The sequence below is a fragment of the Candidatus Nitrospira bockiana genome (assembly GCF_965152565.1).
The window spans coordinates 3,065,105-3,082,954 of record NZ_OZ224215.1 but is presented as its reverse complement, the minus strand read 5'-3'; the positions used below and the strand labels follow the sequence as shown (position 1 = coordinate 3,082,954).

The 17,850-nt window shown below is 64.1% G+C and carries 15 protein-coding genes and 1 tRNA gene; 11 read left to right on the top strand and 5 right to left on the bottom strand.

Features of this window, described 5'->3' with window-relative positions; genetic code table 11:
• The first annotated feature begins 402 nt into the window (after positions 1-402).
• The 6 genes from ACWHYV_RS14995 to ACWHYV_RS14970 all read left to right on the top strand — a co-directional run bounded on the left by ACWHYV_RS14995 (position 403) and on the right by ACWHYV_RS14970 (position 8,481).
• Complete coding sequence (locus ACWHYV_RS14995; protein WP_447977303.1) at positions 403-669, top strand: glutaredoxin family protein; 267 nt, start codon at positions 403-405, stop codon at positions 667-669.
• A gap of 9 nt (positions 670-678) precedes the next feature.
• Positions 679-840 (top strand): hypothetical protein, encoded by a 162-nt coding sequence (locus ACWHYV_RS14990; RefSeq protein ID WP_447977302.1) that lies wholly within the window; start codon positions 679-681, stop codon positions 838-840.
• Between the two features lie 95 nt (positions 841-935).
• Positions 936-4,226 (top strand): PD-(D/E)XK nuclease family protein, encoded by a 3,291-nt coding sequence (locus ACWHYV_RS14985; protein WP_447977301.1) that lies wholly within the window; start codon positions 936-938, stop codon positions 4,224-4,226.
• Positions 4,223-7,615, top strand: a complete 3,393-nt coding sequence (locus ACWHYV_RS14980; protein ID WP_447977300.1) for a UvrD-helicase domain-containing protein — start codon at positions 4,223-4,225, stop codon at positions 7,613-7,615. The genes ACWHYV_RS14985 and ACWHYV_RS14980 overlap by 4 nt, the downstream gene beginning before the upstream one ends.
• The gene (locus ACWHYV_RS14975; protein WP_447977299.1) at positions 7,612-8,022 is read left to right on the top strand and encodes a tetratricopeptide repeat protein; all 411 of its coding nucleotides are present in this window, start codon (positions 7,612-7,614) and stop codon (positions 8,020-8,022) included. The genes ACWHYV_RS14980 and ACWHYV_RS14975 overlap by 4 nt, the downstream gene beginning before the upstream one ends.
• A 72-nt stretch (positions 8,023-8,094) precedes the next feature.
• On the top strand, positions 8,095-8,481 hold the full coding sequence (locus ACWHYV_RS14970; protein WP_447977298.1) for a metallopeptidase family protein: 387 nt from the start codon (positions 8,095-8,097) through the stop codon (positions 8,479-8,481).
• Positions 8,482-8,620: 139 nt separating this feature from the next.
• Here the strand turns inward: ACWHYV_RS14970 and ACWHYV_RS14965 are convergent, their stop codons facing one another.
• Together ACWHYV_RS14965 and lgt are read right to left on the bottom strand one after the other, a co-directional pair.
• The gene (locus tag ACWHYV_RS14965) at positions 8,621-9,565 is read right to left on the bottom strand and encodes an IS110 family transposase (RefSeq protein WP_447976880.1); all 945 of its coding nucleotides are present in this window, start codon (positions 9,563-9,565) and stop codon (positions 8,621-8,623) included.
• 279 nt (positions 9,566-9,844) lie between these two features.
• Positions 9,845-10,624 (bottom strand): prolipoprotein diacylglyceryl transferase, encoded by a 780-nt coding sequence (gene lgt / locus ACWHYV_RS14960; protein ID WP_447980731.1) that lies wholly within the window; start codon positions 10,622-10,624, stop codon positions 9,845-9,847.
• Positions 10,625-10,720: 96 nt separating this feature from the next.
• Here lgt and ACWHYV_RS14955 point away from each other — a divergent pair, with 96 nt between their 5' ends.
• The 3 genes from ACWHYV_RS14955 (at position 10,721) to ACWHYV_RS14945 (ending at position 12,625) form a co-directional block, all read left to right on the top strand.
• Positions 10,721-11,737, top strand: a complete 1,017-nt coding sequence (locus ACWHYV_RS14955; RefSeq protein ID WP_447977297.1) for a tetratricopeptide repeat protein — start codon at positions 10,721-10,723, stop codon at positions 11,735-11,737.
• A gap of 293 nt (positions 11,738-12,030) precedes the next feature.
• A complete protein-coding gene (locus ACWHYV_RS14950) occupies positions 12,031-12,270 on the top strand; it encodes a YtxH domain-containing protein (protein ID WP_447977296.1) in 240 nt (79 codons plus the stop codon).
• A 265-nt stretch (positions 12,271-12,535) separates the two neighbouring features.
• Positions 12,536-12,625, top strand: a tRNA-Leu gene (locus tag ACWHYV_RS14945).
• Between the two features lie 27 nt (positions 12,626-12,652).
• On the opposite strand, the gene ACWHYV_RS14940 is transcribed toward ACWHYV_RS14945, so the two are convergent.
• A complete protein-coding gene (locus ACWHYV_RS14940) occupies positions 12,653-12,946 on the bottom strand; it encodes a tyrosine-type recombinase/integrase (RefSeq protein ID WP_447980730.1) in 294 nt (97 codons plus the stop codon).
• Between the two features lie 459 nt (positions 12,947-13,405).
• Between ACWHYV_RS14940 and ACWHYV_RS14935 the strand changes: the two genes are divergently transcribed.
• A complete protein-coding gene (locus tag ACWHYV_RS14935) occupies positions 13,406-13,768 on the top strand; it encodes a response regulator (protein WP_447977295.1) in 363 nt (120 codons plus the stop codon).
• Positions 13,769-14,094: 326 nt separating this feature from the next.
• Here the strand turns inward: ACWHYV_RS14935 and ACWHYV_RS14930 are convergent, their stop codons facing one another.
• Positions 14,095-14,751, bottom strand: coding sequence for a PEP-CTERM sorting domain-containing protein (locus tag ACWHYV_RS14930; RefSeq protein ID WP_447977294.1), 657 nt, complete (start codon positions 14,749-14,751; stop codon positions 14,095-14,097).
• Between the two features lie 600 nt (positions 14,752-15,351).
• On the opposite strand from ACWHYV_RS14930, the gene ACWHYV_RS14925 reads away from it, so the two are divergent.
• The gene (locus ACWHYV_RS14925; protein WP_447977293.1) at positions 15,352-16,026 is read left to right on the top strand and encodes a response regulator; all 675 of its coding nucleotides are present in this window, start codon (positions 15,352-15,354) and stop codon (positions 16,024-16,026) included.
• A 16-nt stretch (positions 16,027-16,042) separates the two neighbouring features.
• Here the strand turns inward: ACWHYV_RS14925 and ACWHYV_RS14920 are convergent, their stop codons facing one another.
• Positions 16,043-17,749 (bottom strand): proline--tRNA ligase, encoded by a 1,707-nt coding sequence (locus ACWHYV_RS14920; RefSeq protein WP_447977292.1) that lies wholly within the window; start codon positions 17,747-17,749, stop codon positions 16,043-16,045.
• Between the last annotated feature and the right edge of the window lie 101 nt (positions 17,750-17,850).

Sequence of the window (17,850 nt, the reverse complement as noted above, 5' to 3'; positions counted from 1 at the left end):
CCCTGGTTGTTCTCGCAGGGACCCGGTAGCAAGGAATAGCATTCCGGCGGGGGCCGCGACCCCGAGGTTTGCAGAAACGCGACCGGGAGCCCACACGATGAGGTACCGCGGCAGTCCTGACTCCTGCCACAGCCAGGGAAGGTGGCAGGCTTTGACTGCGACAGACAGCAATGCTTGTATTTCTCCCGCTCCCGCGGGGGCAGGGATCATTCCGGCCGGTCTTGATCGGCATCGCAACTCCTGGATCATCGAGAGCGTCGGAGCCAAAACCTATACCGCTGACCATCGAACTGCAACCGTGTTTTGACCGGTGGACACACGTGTCTTCACCGCCGCGCCTTGCGCCTGGTTTTTCGCGGGTGTTAAGATACCGTGACCATTGTCGATTCATGGAGAGTGCCTATGCCGAATGTCGTGTTGGTTGTTTCCCCGACGTGCGGGGCGTGTCCGTCCGCGAAGAGTCTGTGGAAAGAGCTGCGGGTGAAGTACAGCTTCGGCTACCGTGAGGTGGACATCAATTCGGCGGACGGCCAGGAGCTGGCGAATCGACATGCGATCCGTGCGGTCCCTGCCACCATTATCGACGGCCGTCTGACGTTCATCGGCGTGCCGACTCGCCAGAGCGCCGAGAAGGCGCTCCAGTTGAAGATGAAGCCCCAGTCGGCCTGAAAGGCGTTTGTGGAACCCAACGAAGACGATTTCGAGCTTCCGCCGCTGCCCGTCGTCGACAAGGGACCGCCCCCAGACTGTCCGATTTGCGGCGATCCCATGGCCTTCGTCGACGGCGACTGGGCCTGCATCGATTGCAACGGCGAAAACATGGGGCCGGAGACGGGGTAGTTTCCCGAGTGATGAATGATGAGTGATGAATGATGAGTCGAAGAGGCGTATACTCCGCCATTCATCGCTCATCACTCTACGTTCATCACTAGTCCATGCTTCGTGTCGTCACGGGTCCGTTCCATCCCGACCTCGAAGACGCCGTGGTCGCGGAAGTCCGGCGAGTGAAGGCCGCCGACCCGCTGACCCCGCTCACCATCGTCGTTCCCTCCGATCCACTGCGGCGCCGCTTGCGATGGCTCCTCTGTGTCGAGCACCGCTGTGCGCTGCTCCAGGTTCACTTCCTGACCTTTTATCAGTTGGCCGTTCGGCTGCTGGAGGAGGCCGGGGTCTTCGACCCTGCGCGCGTGCACCCGGAATTCTTCTTTCAGGAGCTCGTGCATCAGCTCTTGCGGCGCGGCACGGCTGCCTCGACGCGATGGTCGCACTTGGCCGAGATGCCCGGGGCGTGGGCGGCGCTGCTGGCGACGCTGCGCGATCTGAAAGACGCGCGGGTCGATCCCGAACGCGCGGCTGAAGGGCTGAGTCAAAGTCAGGTCGGCCTCTCGGCCGGCGTCCAGGCGCTGCTGTCGCTCTCTCGCGCGTTCCTCGATGAGAAAGAGCGGATGCAGGTGCTGGATCAGGACGACCTGGCGGCCGCGGCCGAGCCTTATGCGGCGGCCTCCGCTTTTCTGGCCCGTCAGCAGCAGGTTCTCTACTACGGCTTCTACGATCTGACGCAGGTGCAGCTCGACCTCTTTCGCGCCGTCAGCCGGATCGCTCCCACCACGCTCTTCTTCCCGCTCGTGAAAGGCCACACGGCTTATGGGTTTGCGGAGCGCTTTTTCGAGCGGCATCTCTACGGCCTGATGGGGCCCTCTTCTGATCGTGGATCTCATGGTGAATCTGATGATGGAGCCGCACGCTCGCCAGCTTCTCCACGGTGCGCCGGATCCTTCCGGCCGGGCGTGTCTTGTCGGATCGTGTCCGCCTCCGGGCCGTCCGACGAAGCGACCTTCGTGGCCAAGGACATCCTCAGCCTGGTGGAGGAGCGCGGCTATGCCTTTCACGAGATCGGCGTGGTGGCGCGTACGCTCACCGGCTATGTCGGGCTGCTGCCCCGCATCTTCGAGCAGCATGCCATCCCCGTGGCCTCGACGCTGGCTCGACCATTGAGCGAATATCCCCTGATCAAGGCGTTGATCCAACTCGTCGGTCTTCGTACCAACAACTATCGGCGTGATCAGGTGATCGCCCTGCTGGGCTCGCCGTTCCTTCGTCTCACCGATCCCACGAGCGCCGGCTCGGCACCAAGGTCGGCGCCCCGACTCGACCGTTGGGATGTCGCGACCCGGCGTCTCGGGATCACCAAGGGATTGGAGGAATGGCAACGGCTGACCACGTATGCCGACACCGGTCTTCCTCTGCGGGACGACGAAGACGACGACACGTCGACCGGTCCCCGGATTCCGGCTGGCGACATCAAGGCGCTGTGGGACGTCGTCTCCGCGCTGGCGGCGGCGCTCGGCCGCTGGCCCGACTCCGCCACGTGGGACGTCTATACCGATGAGCTGCACGCCGTGGCCGATCGCTGGCTCGATCCCTGTGCCGGCGAGGCCGCTGTTCCGGCGGATCGATCGGCCGAGCTCGTCGCGGCGCTCCGCGACGCGCAGGAGGAATTGAGGCGACTGAGCGCGATCACGCCCGAGGTCACGCTGGCGGATTTTACGGCTGCGTTCCACACGCTTATGGAACAGAGCCAGCTTCCGCTCGGATCGGCTCGGGCCAACGGCGTGCAGGTCTTCGATGCCATGGCGGCTCGCGGCGTCCCATTTCGAGCGCTCTACATCCTGGGACTCAACGAAAAGGTCTTCCCGCGGCATATCCACGAGGACGCCTTTCTCCGGGATCCGGTGCGGCGCGTCCTGGAAGTGGATCTGGGATTCAAGATCCAGGAAAAGCTGACCGGCTATGAGGAAGAAACGCTCCTGTTCGCGCTCTTGTGTTCGTCGGCTCGAGAGCACCTCACGGTGCTGTACCAGCGCGCGGATGAGACGGGACGCCCGCTGCTGCCGTCGAGCTATCTGAGCGAGCTGCACAGGGAGGCCGGCGGTGGGGAGCTCGCGGTGCCGCGCCGCGTGACGAGCAAGTTCCAGGAATGCGCTCAGTATCATCCCGATCGCCTGACGCCGTCGGAGTGTGTCCTGAAATCGCTGTTGGACCGTCGGGTGCCGCGCGATCTCTTGGAGACGTGTCACCCGTCGGGGCATCTGGTGGAGCGGGGGGTGACGGCGCTTCACTCATTGGAAGGCGGTGGCCATCGCCTTGGAGATTATGACGGGATGACCGGCACGCTGGAGGTCTCGTGGCGGGCGCTGATCACGTCGGGCGTGTCACCGTCGGCCCTTCAAGAATACGCCACGTGTCCGTTTCGCTATTTCGCCAAGCAAGTCCTGCGGCTGCGGCCGCTCATGGTTCCCGAATCCATCGATCAGCTCGGCCCTCTCGAGCTCGGGACGCTGGCGCACGCGATTCTCCGGCGGTGCTTCGAAGCGCTCCGCGCGCACGGCTACTTTGCCGGCCGTTCGCCGGCGGTCGACCCGATGGCCGTGCTCGATGAGGCGGCGCGTCGTGAGTACGAGCGCTTCGCCGAGACGCATCCCGTCGGCTATCCCCTCGTCTGGCGCCTCCAACGAGCGCGCCTGTCGGCGTTCCTCCGCGAGGTGTTGCGTGAGGATCTGGAAGAGATGGCGCAGGGCGGGTGGGAGCCGGTCTTCTTCGAAGAAGACGGGACCGGCCGCCTCGTCGTGTCGCTCGCGCCTGACCTGCCGGAGGAGATTCCCGTCACCGGGCGGCTGGATCGGGTGGATTGGAGCCCGGCGCGCAACGCCTATCGCATCATCGACTATAAGTTCAAAGGCAGCCGGCGGCCGGATTCACTCGACCGGAATCTGAAGATCGGGGCGGTCCGGGCGACGCGCCTGCAGCCGCCGCTCTACCTCACGATGGGTGAGACACTCGAGGCCGCGCTCCCGGGTGCGTCGTCCGGTTCGACCTGCGAGGGTGTGTGGTTCTACTATCTGGCTCCGCAATGGGACCGACCGCTCACGCGGGTGCCGTTCCCGGGCGACGCCTGGCGCTCGGAATTGGCGGCCCCCATGATGCAGGCCCTCACCCATGTGCTCTCCGGGATCCGAGCGGGCAAATTCTTCATCTATGCCAGCGGGTCGTGCGAGCAGTGCGACTACCGGCTGCTCTGCCGCAAGACCCACCAACCGACGCTGTGGCGGGGGCGGATGGACCATGCCGTCGTTTCACCGTATCGGATCCTTCGATCCGCTGTGCCGCCCAAACCGGGGGCGGGGGAGTCGGCTCCCCAGCCCGATCAGCCGGATCGGATGGCATGATGGTCACGCTCTCCGACAGACCGGCGCGGGAGCGCGCGGCGACGGCGGGCGACTGCAACATCGTCGTCACGGCGGGCGCGGGGACGGGTAAGACGACCCTGCTCGTCAATCGACTGCTCCATCTGCTCCTGCACCGCCCCGATCCGTTGACGGTCCGCGAGATCGTGGCGCTGACGTTCACGAACAAGGCCGCCGATGAAATGAAGTCGCGCCTCAGGGACCGGCTTGCCGCCTTGCCCGACAACGAGCTCGCCGCGGCGGCGCTGCATGGGTTGGAGCAAAGCCAGATCGGGACGATCCATAGTTTCGCCGCGCATCTGCTTCGGCTGTATCCCATCGAAAGCGGCGTCGATCCGTCCTTCACCCAGGATGAAGGCCCACGGTTCGACGAATTCTTCGAGCGGGAGTGGGCGCTGTGGTTGGATCAGGAGCTCGGTGACGGCGGGACGCACCACGACGTATGGACTCGGGCGCTCCAGATCGTCACGCTCGAAGATCTCCGGCAATTGGCCCGGAGCCTCGCGGGGGAGTTGATCCCGCTGGATGAGGGGCTCCTGGACGTGGCAGGCGAGGCGCGGCGGCCGCCGATTCAGCAGTGGCTGATGGACTTGTCGCGGGCAACACGCGCGCTCCGGGCCGCTCGGTCGAAGGCCAACACGCTCGAACACATGCTCGAGGACGTCGCCGTCTATCTCGAGCAGGTCGCGCAGCAGGGGGGCGTCCTCCCGCTCCCGCCCGCACTGGAGCGCGACCCGCCGGCCAGGACCACGCAGTGGTCGCGCGAGGACTACCAGGAGGCCAAGCGGGTCATCCGGGTCGCCCAAGCCGTCGCCAAGGTCCGTCTCGATCCTCTGCGCCCCCTCTTGGACCTGTTCATTCCATTTGCCCGGGACGTGCGCCGGCGATTCGTGCAGACGGGGTCCATCTCCTTCGATGGTTTGGTGGCGCGTGCCCGTAATCTCTTGCGCGACCATCCCGTGATCCGAAGAGAGCTCAAAACCCAGTTCCGATCGATCCTCGTCGATGAGTTTCAAGACACCGATCCCGTGCAGTACGAAATGATCCTGTATCTCGCGGAGGCGCAGGGTCAGGAGGCGCGCGAGTGGCGGCAGGTGCGCCTGGAGCCCGGCAAGCTGTTCATCGTCGGCGATCCGAAGCAATCGATCTATGCGTTCCGCCGCGCGGACATGGAGGCGTACGATGCGGTGGTGGAGGACCAGGTGTTGGCCCAGACGCCGCCCGGGGAGCGCCATACGCTGTGCACCAACTTCCGGAGCCATTCCGGCTTGCTGACCTCGATCAACGCCTGCTTTGCGCGCATCTTTCCCGCTCGATCGATCAAGGGGCTTCAGCCGCAGCACGATCCGTTGCAGGCGTCCGAGGCAGGAGCCGTACGGCTGCCCGACGAATGCGTCCAGATTCGGTTGGTTCGTCCGGACGACCCGGAGGCCGACGCAGAGACGGTCGGGCGGATGGAGGCCGAGGAGCTGGCCCGATGGCTGCGCGAGGAGGTCTTGGGGCGTCAGGAGATTCACGAACAGGGCATGCGGATGACGATCAAGCCGGGCCATGTGGCGATCCTCTTTCGGACGTTGACGGACATGCGGGACTATGTGGAAGCGCTCCGGCGGTATGCGATCCCCTGCCTGACCGAAGGCGAGAAGCATTTTTACGAGCGGCAGGAGGTGATCGACACGATCAATCTGCTGCGCGCCGCCGTCGACCCGCACGACCGCCTGGCCTTGACGGCGGTGTTGCGCTCGTCGCTGGGGGCGTTGCCGGACGCGCAGGTCGAGGCCCTGGCTCGGTGCCATCTCCTGGATTATCGGATCGCCCGCCCGCTCGCGAGCCAGGAGCGCCAGGCGCAAGCGGCGTATGATCATGCGGTCCCCGTGTATGCGCTGCTCCGCACGCTGTCCCGCGCCCTCCCGTGCCTTCCGCTCACCGACGTCATGGATGCGATGTTGGCCGCCGCCCCGCTCATGGAGCTGGCCGCCGCCTCCATCGACGGCGAGCAGGCCGTCGCAAACCTGCTCAAGTTGCGGGATGTCACCGTACAACTCGCGCAACGGTCCGATCTCACCCTGTCGGGCTTGGTCGCGGAGCTCACCAAGCGGGTGCTGGATCCACCGGATGAGACGGAAAGCTCGCTCGCGGAGGATTTGAACGACCACGGGCACCCCGGCTACGTGCGGCTGTTGAGCATCCATAAAGCCAAGGGACTGGAATTTCCGGTCGTCGTGCTGGCCGGCCTCCAGCGGGGGACCAACCGGAGCACCTCACCCGTTCTGGTGCAACATGATTGGTCGACCGGGATCGCCGGCATTCGGGTCGGCGACCTGCAGACGCTGGGGAGCGTCTATCTCGGGGACAAGCTCGCCAGGCGTCAGGAAGCCGAGCAGAGCCGGGTGCTGTATGTGGCGATGACTCGGGCGAAACGGCGGTTGATCCTGTCGGCCGGGATTCCGAAGCAACCGGCAGCGGAGAGCTTTCTGTCGATGGTGGCACACGGCCTTGGGGTGGAACCGGACGCGCTCGGGCGCGAGGCTAAGACATCGACCCTTCCGGTGGAGGGGGGTGCGATCCGGCTCGACGTCGTCTCGGGGCGGGCGGTCCCGCTCCACATGGCCCGACGGCACGGGATCGAATGGCGCGACGCCGAGGACGATGGCGTCCGGCTGAAAGCCCGCTGGGAGGAGCGCCTGCGCCGGCGGGCGGCGGTGACGGCGCATCCTCTCTTCATGAGCCCGACCCTCCTCAAACGCGGGCTGGTGGAGGAGGATGAGACGCCGTGGCGTCGCCGTGGACGAATCACGAATGCAGGGTCGGACACGGCCCGCTGGATCGGCATCGTGGCGCATCGGGTGTTGGAAGAGTGGAACTTTGCCGACGATCCCGAGCAGCTTGGCGAACGAGCCCAGGCCGTCGCTGCCCGGCTCCTGGCGGCACAGGACGGACTGAAGGACCCGCAGGCGGTCGTCGACGAGGTGACCGCCATGCTGCTGACGTTCGCCGGCTCGGAACTCTACCAAACTCTCCGGCAGGCCGACATCCTTGGACGGGAAGTCCCGTTCAGCATCCCGTGGGCTTCAACTCTTCAACCCGGCGAGCCGCCCCGCCGTGGGCCGTCTTCCGTGATGGAAGGAGTCATCGATCTCGTGTATCGGGCGGGCGGGCGGCTCTGGGTGGCGGACTACAAGACCGACGCCGTGGAGCCGGACGAGATCGAGGTCAAAGCCGAGGAGTACCGCATTCAGGCGCAGGTGTATACGCAGGCGGTGTCCCAGACGCTTGGACTGAGCCCGGCCGAGATCGAGTTCCAGGTGGTGTTCTTGCGGACAGGGCGGACGGTTTCCCTGCTGAGCGGAGAGGAAAGGAGGGGGACGTGAGAGTCATCGTGGTCGTGGTCATGGCGGTGTGGCTCACGGCGTGTAGCAGTACCGGCTTGTCGTCCGAGCGAACGCTTCGGGCTCCAGCCGGGACGATTCCGGATGCGGTGGCGGCCATGGACGAAGGCAACCGCCTCTTTGCCGCCCGCCAGTGGGAGGCGGCCAAAGCGCAATATCAAACGGCGATCAAGGCGCAACCGACCCTCGCCGAGGCCCACTACAACTTGGCGCTGGCCTATGAGATGCTTCGTGATGAGGCCACGGCGCGCCACCATTATATCGAGGCGGCGAACCTGGCACCCGGGCATCAGGTGATTTGGAACGCCCCGCCGTTGCGCCGCCACGGGGATGTCGATGCCCATCCGAAGTCCACTGATCCCTACTTCTTGCCGATCGTCCCGCATTGAACGCCGGCGGCGGTTGCGGTCCGTCGGATCGGACTGACGCGGGGCTGATCGGCAGCATGCTCGTGTGCTTCCATGGCTCGACGCCGTCGTGCGCTTTCGGTCTCCCCTGAAGAATTCGACGAGCTCGTTCGCCGCGCTTTGGATGGGCTGCCGGCCGAGTACCGGCGCTTCCTCGAGAATGTGGCGGTGGTCGTGGAAGAGGAGCCCAGTCAGGACGTCTTGGAGGACCTCGGGCTGGAGTCGGAAGATGACCTCCTGGGACTCTACTCGGGTACGGCGCGGGACGAAGAGTCGTTCTTCAGCGCGGGCGGGCACCTGCCGGCCAAGGTCTCGATCTATCGCGGCCCTATCCTCCGTCTCTGCCGAAGCCGGGAGGAAGTCGTCCAGGAGGTCCGGGATACCGTCGTCCATGAGATCGGCCACCACTTCGGCCTGGGGGACGAGGACATGCCGTATTAGGAAGGTTGAGGCTGAGGTTAAGGTTGAGGTTGAAACAGGGAGGGGAAGTAGACGGAAAATCGGGAAGGAGAGCAGAGAAGGTTGAGATTGGGGTTAAGGGAGGGAAATTGAAGAGGAGGTTGAGCAACTGTCTTGATTGTCAAGCGGGCGAGCTGACTCGCCACGGTGATTGATGTTTGACCATCGCGTTGAGAATGGTCAGGAGCTTGTGCATGCAGGCGACCAGGGCGACCTTGGGCGCCTTGCCGACGGCCCGGAGTCGGCCATAGAACGCCTTGATCACCGGATTCCACTTCACCGCGACCAGCGTCGCCATATAGAGGACCTGCCGCACGGGGGCACGGCCGCCCCAGCAGGTGCGCCGGCCGCGCAGCGTGCCGCTGTCGCGGTTGAGCGGCGCCACCCCGACCAAGGCCGCCAGGTGTTTGTGGCTCAGGGTGCCGAGTTCCGGGAGTTCCGCCAGGAGCGTGCGGCTCATCACCGGGCCAACGCCCGGCACGCTGCGCAGCAGATCCTCCTTTGCGCGCCACAGCGGCAGCGACTGGATCAACTGCGAGAGCTCCTCATCGACCTGGGCAAGGTGGCGGTCCAGCCAGGCGAGATGGGCCTCGAGTTGGCGCTGCACACGCCGGGGCGCCGTCCCCAGGCGGTTCTGCTCGGCGGTCCGCATGTCCAGGAGCTGCCGCCGGCGGGTCAGCAGCGCCCGCAGCTCCTGGGTGGCCTGATCGGCGATCGGCCGGGGCGCCGGCCGGACCGCTTCGGCAAACTGCGCCAGGACGGCGGCGTCCAGCGCATCGGTCTTGGCCAACCGCCCGGTGGCTTTGGCAAAATCGCGCACCTGCCGCGGATTGACGACGCAGACCGGCAGCCCCGCAGCCGCCAGGGCGCTCACCAGCGGCAGTTCGAGGCGCCCCGTCGCCTCGACCACGATGGCGACCGGACGCGCGGCTTGGAACTGCTCCACCAACGCCTTGAGACCGGCCTCGGTGTACGGCACCACCTGCCGCGCCCCCGACGGCCGCTCGGCGCAGTCAAGCTGCTCCTTGGAGACGTCAATGCCAACAAAGCGAGGCGTGTCAGTCATGGGTGCTCCTCCTCGTGAAGGCCTCCGACTCGCTCGGCCTTGCCACGATGCGGGCTCACGGCCCAGGCAACTGTACGAGCTTGGGGAGGCAAGGACGTGACGACCACGCTCAACCACGGTCTACGGGACCGAAGGTTCATCGGCCTATCACGTCCGGGGTTCATGCTCGCGTCATAGTAAAAGATCAGGTGAAAGATACAAGGTTCAGGATGGCTCAGCTTGGCCAATCGCTCTTCTCAGTTCCGGGATCCGGTCATACCCTCAACCTGAGCCTTGACCTCAACCTTGTTTCTTCAGCCTCGTTCTGATCAGCATGATCGCGCCGATCGCGACCATGGGGGCGCTGAGGATCTGGCCCATGGAGATGGGGCCGACGATGAAGCCGAGATGGGCGTCGGGTTCGCGAAAGAGCTCGACGACGACGCGCGACAGGCCATAGCCGGTGATGAAGGTCCAAAAGAGGGTCCCCGGCGGCCGCGGCTTCCGTCCGATCCACCACAGCACGGCGAAGAGCACGACCCCCTCCAAGAAGGCTTCATAGAGCTGCGAGGGGTGCCGGCACTCGGGTCCGCCGGTGGGAAAGACCATACACCACGGGACGTCCGTCGCCCGGCCGTAGAGCTCACCGTTGATGAAGTTCCCGAGTCGGCCGAGGCCCAACCCCACCGGGACGGCCATGGCCGTCAAATCCGCGATCGTGTAAATGGGAAAGCCCCGACGCCGGCAGAACAGGATGATGGCGAGGATGACGCCGATGAGCCCCCCGTGAAAGGACATCCCCCCTTCCCAGACGGCAATGATCTTGCCCGGATGCTCGAGGTAGTAGGGGAGGTTATAGAACAGGACGTAGCCGAGTCGCCCGCCGGCGAAGACGCCGACGGCCGCATAGACGATGAGGTCGTAGATCTGCTCCTTCGTGATCGCGACCTTCCTGGTCGCCGCCCGCGCCTTGATCAGGAAATAGGCCGCCATCAGCCCGAGCAGATACATCAAGCCGTACCAACGGAATTGCAGGGGCCCGAGGCGGAGGAAGACGGGATCGATATTCGGGTAGGGGATCATGAGCCGGGGTGATAGTAGTGAGGCCTCCGGTAATTTGCAAGGTGCGCCGTAGCCTCCGGCGCGCGGCCGGAGTACACTGGGACGATGCTGCTCTTGTCGACATGCCTCCTCGTCGCGGTCACGGTGACCGCCGTGCAGGCGGCATCCTCGCGTGACCTGGACGGGAACGAGTTGCTGCGGATCGGGGACATCCACGCGATTCAAAATCACGTGCAGGAAGCCCTGCCCTACTATGAGCGTGCCCGGGCCGCGTTCCACGCGAAGCGCAACCGGGCCGGGGAGGCGACGGTGCTCTTGAAGATCGGGGAGCTGCTCGAGCGGCAGGGGCGCCTGGAGGAGGCCTCGGCCAAGCTCAAGGACGCGGTGGCCCTGCTCGCGGCTCTTCGTGACCGCGAGCGTGAGGCGGAGGGGCGGCTGCGTCTGGGTCGGGTTGCCGAGTCGATGGCGCGGCTGGCGGAGGCGGAAGCCGCGTATGAAGCGGCGAGGCGGTTGTACGAACGGGCCAAGGAGCCGGCCGGCCGAATCGCTGCAGCCCTCTCCCTTGGAGCGCTCCGAGTCCGGCAGGATCGCCTTCCCGAGGGGTTGGCCCTCCTGACCGAAGGGCTCGAAGAGGCCGAACGGCAGGCTCTGCCCCATCTCCAGATCGAGGCCTTGACGCTGATCGGTGATGCCGCCCTGCTGGATGGGGAGGCCGAGTCGGCAGCTGAACGCTATGAGGCCGCGTTCGCGGTGGCGAAGCGCCGAGGTGAGGCCAACCGGGAGGCCGCGCTTCGCGTTCGACTCGCGCGTGCCTATGCCGATCTGGGCCGAGCTCAAGAAGGAGTGACGCACCTCCAGCAGGCCTTGCCCCTGTATCAGTCCCTTCGAGACCGGCTTGGGGAGGCGGACACGCGGTCCTTGCTCGGGAACCTCTATGTGCGGCAAGGCGACGTCTCACAGGCTCTGGAGCATCACCAGCGAGCCCTCGACCTGTACCGGGCGCTCCGCGATAAGCCGCGTGAAGCGGGGAGCCTCGCGAACCTGGGCGTGGCGTACGAAGCGCAAGGCAGCGCCGATCTGGCTCGGGAGACCTACGGCAAGGTCGTCTTCCTGCTCCAGGCCTCGTCCTGAGACACCCGGCCGGGCGAGCTCTCTTTCGGTTCCCACGACACACCCTCTTGCCTGTCTCGATGCCGGGCCGTATCGCCGGCGCTGTTCGTTTTCTGAGACGCCGCTTGCGTCCACGGTGTGCGGAAAAGCAAACACTCGCGTCGTATCATCCCCTCAGGTCCTCACTGGAATCTGCGTAAACACTGGCGCTCGGGTTTCTGTCGTGATGGCACAAGGCATGCTTTGAGACAGCCGTGAGCGCTCATCAGTCTTTGTCAGGGTTCCCTCACCGTTCTACGGAAAGGAGTATGACCATGACTTCGGGAGCAAAGGTTGCGGCATTGGTGGCAGGTGGTGCGGTCCTTGGCGCGGGCATCGGCCTGTTGCTCGCGCCTCAGCCCGGCGCCGACACGCGCCGGCAGATCCGGCATTATGCGAAACGGATGCAAGTCGAGGCGACCCGCCTTGGGCGAAGCGTGCGAGCGGGCTATGAGCGCGCGGTGGAGCAGGGCAAGCTGTTCCAGGAGCACAAGCGCCCCATCGAGGCCGCCTGATCATAGACGTGCTGATTCCCTGAGACGGCGGCCTGCGGTCTGATCGCGGGCCGCCCTTCCATCTGCCAGGGCTGACGCATCCCGACCTTACCGCCCGTCGTGCCCTTCCGCTCTCACGGCGCTCCTTCCCTGTGTTGACCCTCGGTAGCCTCGATGCTAGAGTCAGGCGCTTTCCGTGCCCCACGGTGATCCTGGTGCACGGCTCTTACTGCTCAGTGATCGAGCCGAATCAAGCAAGGTTTTGGATCGTACACCGCCAGCCGTCGCCGGAGTGGCGGAATAGGCAGACGCCAGGGACTTAAAATCCCTTGGGCCCTAAAGGCCCGTGCCGGTTCGAGCCCGGCCTCCGGCACCAGTTTTCAATGACTTAGAGTCTCCTCCTTCAAGCCTGGCTCGCCTCGGCTGCTTGCTTTCCGTGTGCTTTCCGTGTTTGCAAAGAAACCACGTTCAAGGGCCGGTCTTCGGCGTGCAACGCGGAAAGCTTCGCTACCCCCTCCGCTAGATCGGCCTCGGACGTGACCGCATAGCGGCGATAGATTGACTCCGTCTTGTGGCCAACCAGCTTCATGGCGACCGATCGAGGGAGGCCGGCACGTTCGAGATTGCGGACGGCAGTGCGTCGGAAACCATGGGGATACGTTCGGGGACTCCTGCCGCCTTGGTGGCCTTCTCCCAGGCTCCGCGAAAATCCTTGATCGGTTTACCGTTGCGGTGAAAGACCAACGGGATAAGCTGCCCTCGCTGTTGCTGGACGGCCTGCGTCCGTTCCCATTGGCCATGCATCAGTTGCGAGAGAAGCGGGGAGACGGAGAAGGGGAATACTCGGCCATCGTCATTCTTGGTGGTCCCCGGCTCTAACCGGACAACGCCGGCGTGAAGGTCCACTTGTCGCCACATCAGCCGGAGAATTTCGCTCCGGACTCTCCAGCCAGTGATATAGGAATCGCTTAGGCTTCCCGCACGGCTTCGCAACAATCGCAACCTTGGCGATACATCAAGACGCCATCCTCGCTGTCTGCCTGCCCGGTATCGTTGATTCTCCACCCCGACGCGCTTTTGCGCTGCGACTGACAGCACAGCATGTCGCGGCAGAAAGAGAATCAAGAGCGTGGGAGGCGTCGGAACCATACTCCTAGTGAATGATGATCCTGTTCTGTTGGCAGCGTTACGCGAGACGCTCCATCTTCGGCTTCACCCGTCCAGGATCGATACAGCGAGTTCTGCCATCGAGGCTCTCAGCCTACTAGAGCGCCTGCCCTATGATCTTGTCCTCTGCGACATTCGTATGCCAGGTGAGACGGGGATCGATCTCCTTCAGCAGGTGAAGCAAATGAAACCGGAACAACGGGTGATCCTCTTTACCGGCGATGTACGAGAAGCGTTTGCTGAGGAGGGGCTCAAGAAGGGAGCCGACGGCGTGCTCCGAAAGCCGTTAGATCGTGATGAATTGGTAAGAGTGGCGAAGCGGGTACTTGGACAGACGAAAGCCCGACCTTGAAGCCCCAAGGCAAAAGACGGCCAACTTCTGGAACCATGGTGTTAGTTCATCAATGTTATCCCTCGGCCAAGCTACCGGGCCGATAACTGCTCAGTTCGTTGGTCATGGCGTTCATGGAGTCATCGTCAATCGTGGTCAACTTAAGATAGTGCCTTGGATTTACTACCCAAGGGGGAGTCCTGAGGGGCAAGAGCTTGAACGGGGGAGGGGGACTCTGGGCTCATAGAACCTTGACCGGGAGGATTCGAGCGCGGATGGCCACGCTGGCAGCCAAAAAAAAGCGCCGTCCGTGGACGGCGCCCTGATGAAGAAACGTCAGAGAATGTTTAGGCGCGGGCTCGGAACCGCCAGGCGGCAAGACCGGCAAGGCCGGAGCCCAGCAGGAGCAGCGTGGTCGGCTCAGGAACGGCCGGCCCACCGTCAGCCGGCCGCAGCGAGTACGTCTGGGAGATGAAGGCGCTTCCGCTGAGGCCGACGATCTCCGGGGGGCCACCGGTAAGGAGCGTCGTGGTGGCGAAGAACTCGTTCCCAACGCTGCTCAAATCGAGATGCTGAGATGAGGTTCCGACGTTGACGACCAGGGAGTTGTCTCCATTGTTCAAGGCGAGAAGGCTGGCCACAATCGGCACCGGTTCACCGTTGACCGAAACCTCGATGCTGTGCGTCAGGTCGTGGATCAGGATGCCTGCGTCGCTGGTCACTCGATAAGACAGGTTATCCACTGGCTTTGGGTCCCCGACGTCGCTTTGCTCGAGTGTTCCGCTCGCCGTCAACAAGAGGCCGGGCTCGGAACCAACGACGGTTCCCGTGACGTCCCAATCTAGGGCAGAACCCCCAAATTGGTCGAACGTGAGCGGTCCCACGACGATGCTGCCATTCGTGTTAATGAGATCAGCGAGGCTGACTGCATGGGCCGGTATGGCGAACATGGCGGACGCAAAGAGCGTTGCGCCGATGAGTGCAAACCAACGAGTCTTCATCATTGAGCCTCCCAAGATGTGAGAACGCGACTGTGATACCTGACTCAAGCAAGGGAGATGCCTGCCAGGTAGCTGAAAAATTGATTTAGCTACTTTGGCTTATGCATCACACCGAGGATGATGGCCTGTTGGATTGTCAAAGTTTCCGACATACCTCCGTGGGTCGGGAGCAGCCGGGACAGGTACATGATTGGCAATAGTAGGAATTCGCTATGGAATTGCTTCCCGAGTGCTTGGACATCCCAGATGTTAAATTCCTCGACAGATTTCGGTAACTTCAACCATCGAAGCACGGGGAGGGTGGGCACATGAGCGCTGGATCCTGGCCTTCCCGTCCGGTTGACCATTGCCGGCATACCAAGTCCGTGCACTCGTCCCCGTCGTCGAGCGCTTTCCCGTTGCTGGTGCTCCCGTCGATCCACGCCATCGGTTCGAGTGCGGCCTCCGGCCCCGAATCCAATCTCGGAGAGCACCGGTTCTCCATCGGTCTCCTGTGGGTCTATGACGTAGTCTCTATTCCTACATATATCTCAGCGTTCTTCTGACTCCCGCCCCAAAGCGTCCCAGGGTATCCTGCGTACTTGAAACCTGAGGAGGCGCCTCATGATACGAGTACTCATCGCCGACGATCACACCGTCGTGCTCAAGGGCTTGAAACAGGTTCTGTCGGACACCCCGGACATCAGCGTGGTGGCGGAAGCGACGACCGGCCAGCAAGTTCTGGATTTGGTCCGGACGAAGCCCGTGGACGTCGTCGTCCTGGACATTGCGATGCCGGAGGGAAACGGTCTCGATGTGCTGCGGACGCTCAAGCGGGAGCGGCCCAGTCTCCCCGTGGTCATTCTCAGCATGCACTCGGAGGAGCAGTACGGGGTTCTGGTGCTGAAGGCCGGCGCGTCCGCCTACTTGACGAAGGAAAGCGCGCCCGCCCAGTTGATTGCAGCGATTCGCAAGGTGGTGACGGGTGGGAAATACATCAGCCCGGCCTTAGCGGAGAAGCTCGCGTTCGACCTCGAAACGGATCCGAACACGCCGCCCCATGAGCGGTTGTCGGCCCGCGAGTATCAAGTGCTGGGGTTGATCGCGATCGGGAAGACGGTCGGCGAAATCGCGCAGTCGCTCTCACTGAGTCCGAAGACGATCAGCACCTACCGGTCCAGGATTCTCGAGAAGATGAAGATGCAGAAGAATGCGGAGCTGACTCACTACGCCGTCCGGCAGGGACTGGTCGACAGCCTGAAGTTCAAGGAACACGCCACGCCGAAGCGCACGGCGTAAGGCGCCGGAGAACGGATCAGGAGCGGTCGCGGACGAGCGCCGCGGCCGCTTCGATCACGCTCTCAGGGGCCAGCCGCCGAACCTCCCCGCTCCGCCGGTCCTTTAGCTCCACCGTCCCCTGTTTCAGCCCCTTCTCGCCGATGACGAGGTGGTAGGGGATCCCGATCAAATCCGCATCGTTGAATTTCACTCCGGCCCGCTCGTCCCGATCATCCCATAAGACCTCGAGTCCCGCCGCCTCGAGGCCGTGGTAGAGATCGTCCGCCGCTTTGACCACCTCCGCCGATTGGCTCAACGGGAGCAGGTGGACGTGGAACGGGGCGATGGGCAGCGGCCAGATGATGCCCTTGGCGTCGTGGTTTTGCTCGATGGCCGCGGCCGCGGTGCGGCTGACTCCGATTCCATAGCAGCCCATCACCGCCAGCCGCTCCTGCCCTTGAGGATCGAGAAAGGTGGCGTTCATGGCCTTGCTGTACTTGGTGCCGAGCATGAAGACGTGCCCGACCTCGATCCCCTTGGCGGTCTTCAACGGCGCCCCGCCCTTCGGGGAAGGGTCCCCGGCCTGCGCATTCCGCACATCGGCAAACCGGTCGATGGTGAAGTCGCGGGTCCAGTTCGCGTCCGCCCAGTGCGTATCAGCTTCATTGCCGCCGACGACGAAGTTGGCGAGGCCCTTGACGGCATGGTCGGCCAAGATCCGCACGTCGCGAAGACCGATGGGGCCGGCAAATCCGACGGGCGCTCCCGTCACTTTGGATACCGTGTCGGGGTCCGCAAGCTCCAGCTCGCTCACGTCCAGTGCCTTCTTGATCTTGATTTCGTTCGCCGCGTGATCTCCGCGCAGGAGAACCGCCACCACCTCTTTGGACGTCTTGTACAAGAGCGTCTTGACCAGGCGGTCGGCGCCGAGGCTCAGAAAGGCGGTCACTTCTTCAACGGTCCTGGCTCCCGGTGTCGCCACCTTTCGGAGCGGCCGTGGGGCTTCCAGCGGCGCCTCGGCGGGCGCGGGAAGCTCGGCGCGTTCGACGTTGGCCGCATAGCTTCCGTCCTCCGTGTACACGATGGTCTCCTCGCCCGTCTCGGCGAGGACCATGAACTCATGGGAGGAGCTGCCGCCGATCAGCCCGGTGTCCGCTTCGACGGCGCGGAAGATGAGCCCGCAGCGGGTGAAGATCCGTTGATAGGCCTCGTACATTTGTTGGTAGCTCAGCCGTGCCGCCGCCTCGTCCACGTCGAAGCTGTAGGCGTCCTTCATGATGAACTCACGGCCGCGCATCAACCCGAAACGGGGACGGATCTCATCGCGGAACTTGGTCTGGATCTGATAGCAATTGAGCGGGAGCTGGCGGTAGGAACGCACTTCGCGGCGGATGAGGTCCGTGATGACCTCCTCGTGCGTGGGGCCCAGGCAAAAATCGCGGTCATGTCGGTCCTTGAGCCGGAACAGCTCCTTGCCGTAGTAGTCCCAGCGCCCCGTCTCTCGCCACAGCTCGGCAGGAGAGGCGATCGGCATCAGGACTTCCTGTGCGCCGGCCCGGTTCATTTCTTCCCGCACGATCCGCTCGATCTTCCTGATGACCCGCAAGCCGAGCGGCAGATAGGTGTAGATGCCCGCGGCCGTCTTGCGGATCATGCCGGCGCGCACCATCAGGCGATGGCTGACGACCTCGGCCTCGCCCGGATCTTCGCGCAACGTGGGGATGAGGGTCTGGGACACGCGCATGGTGAGTTAGCGATGAGCGCGGAACGCTGAGCGCTGAGCAAAAGACGGCATGCCGCTCTCTTTTCCCGGCCTGAGTTGCTCTTTCAGTTCAGCGTTCATCG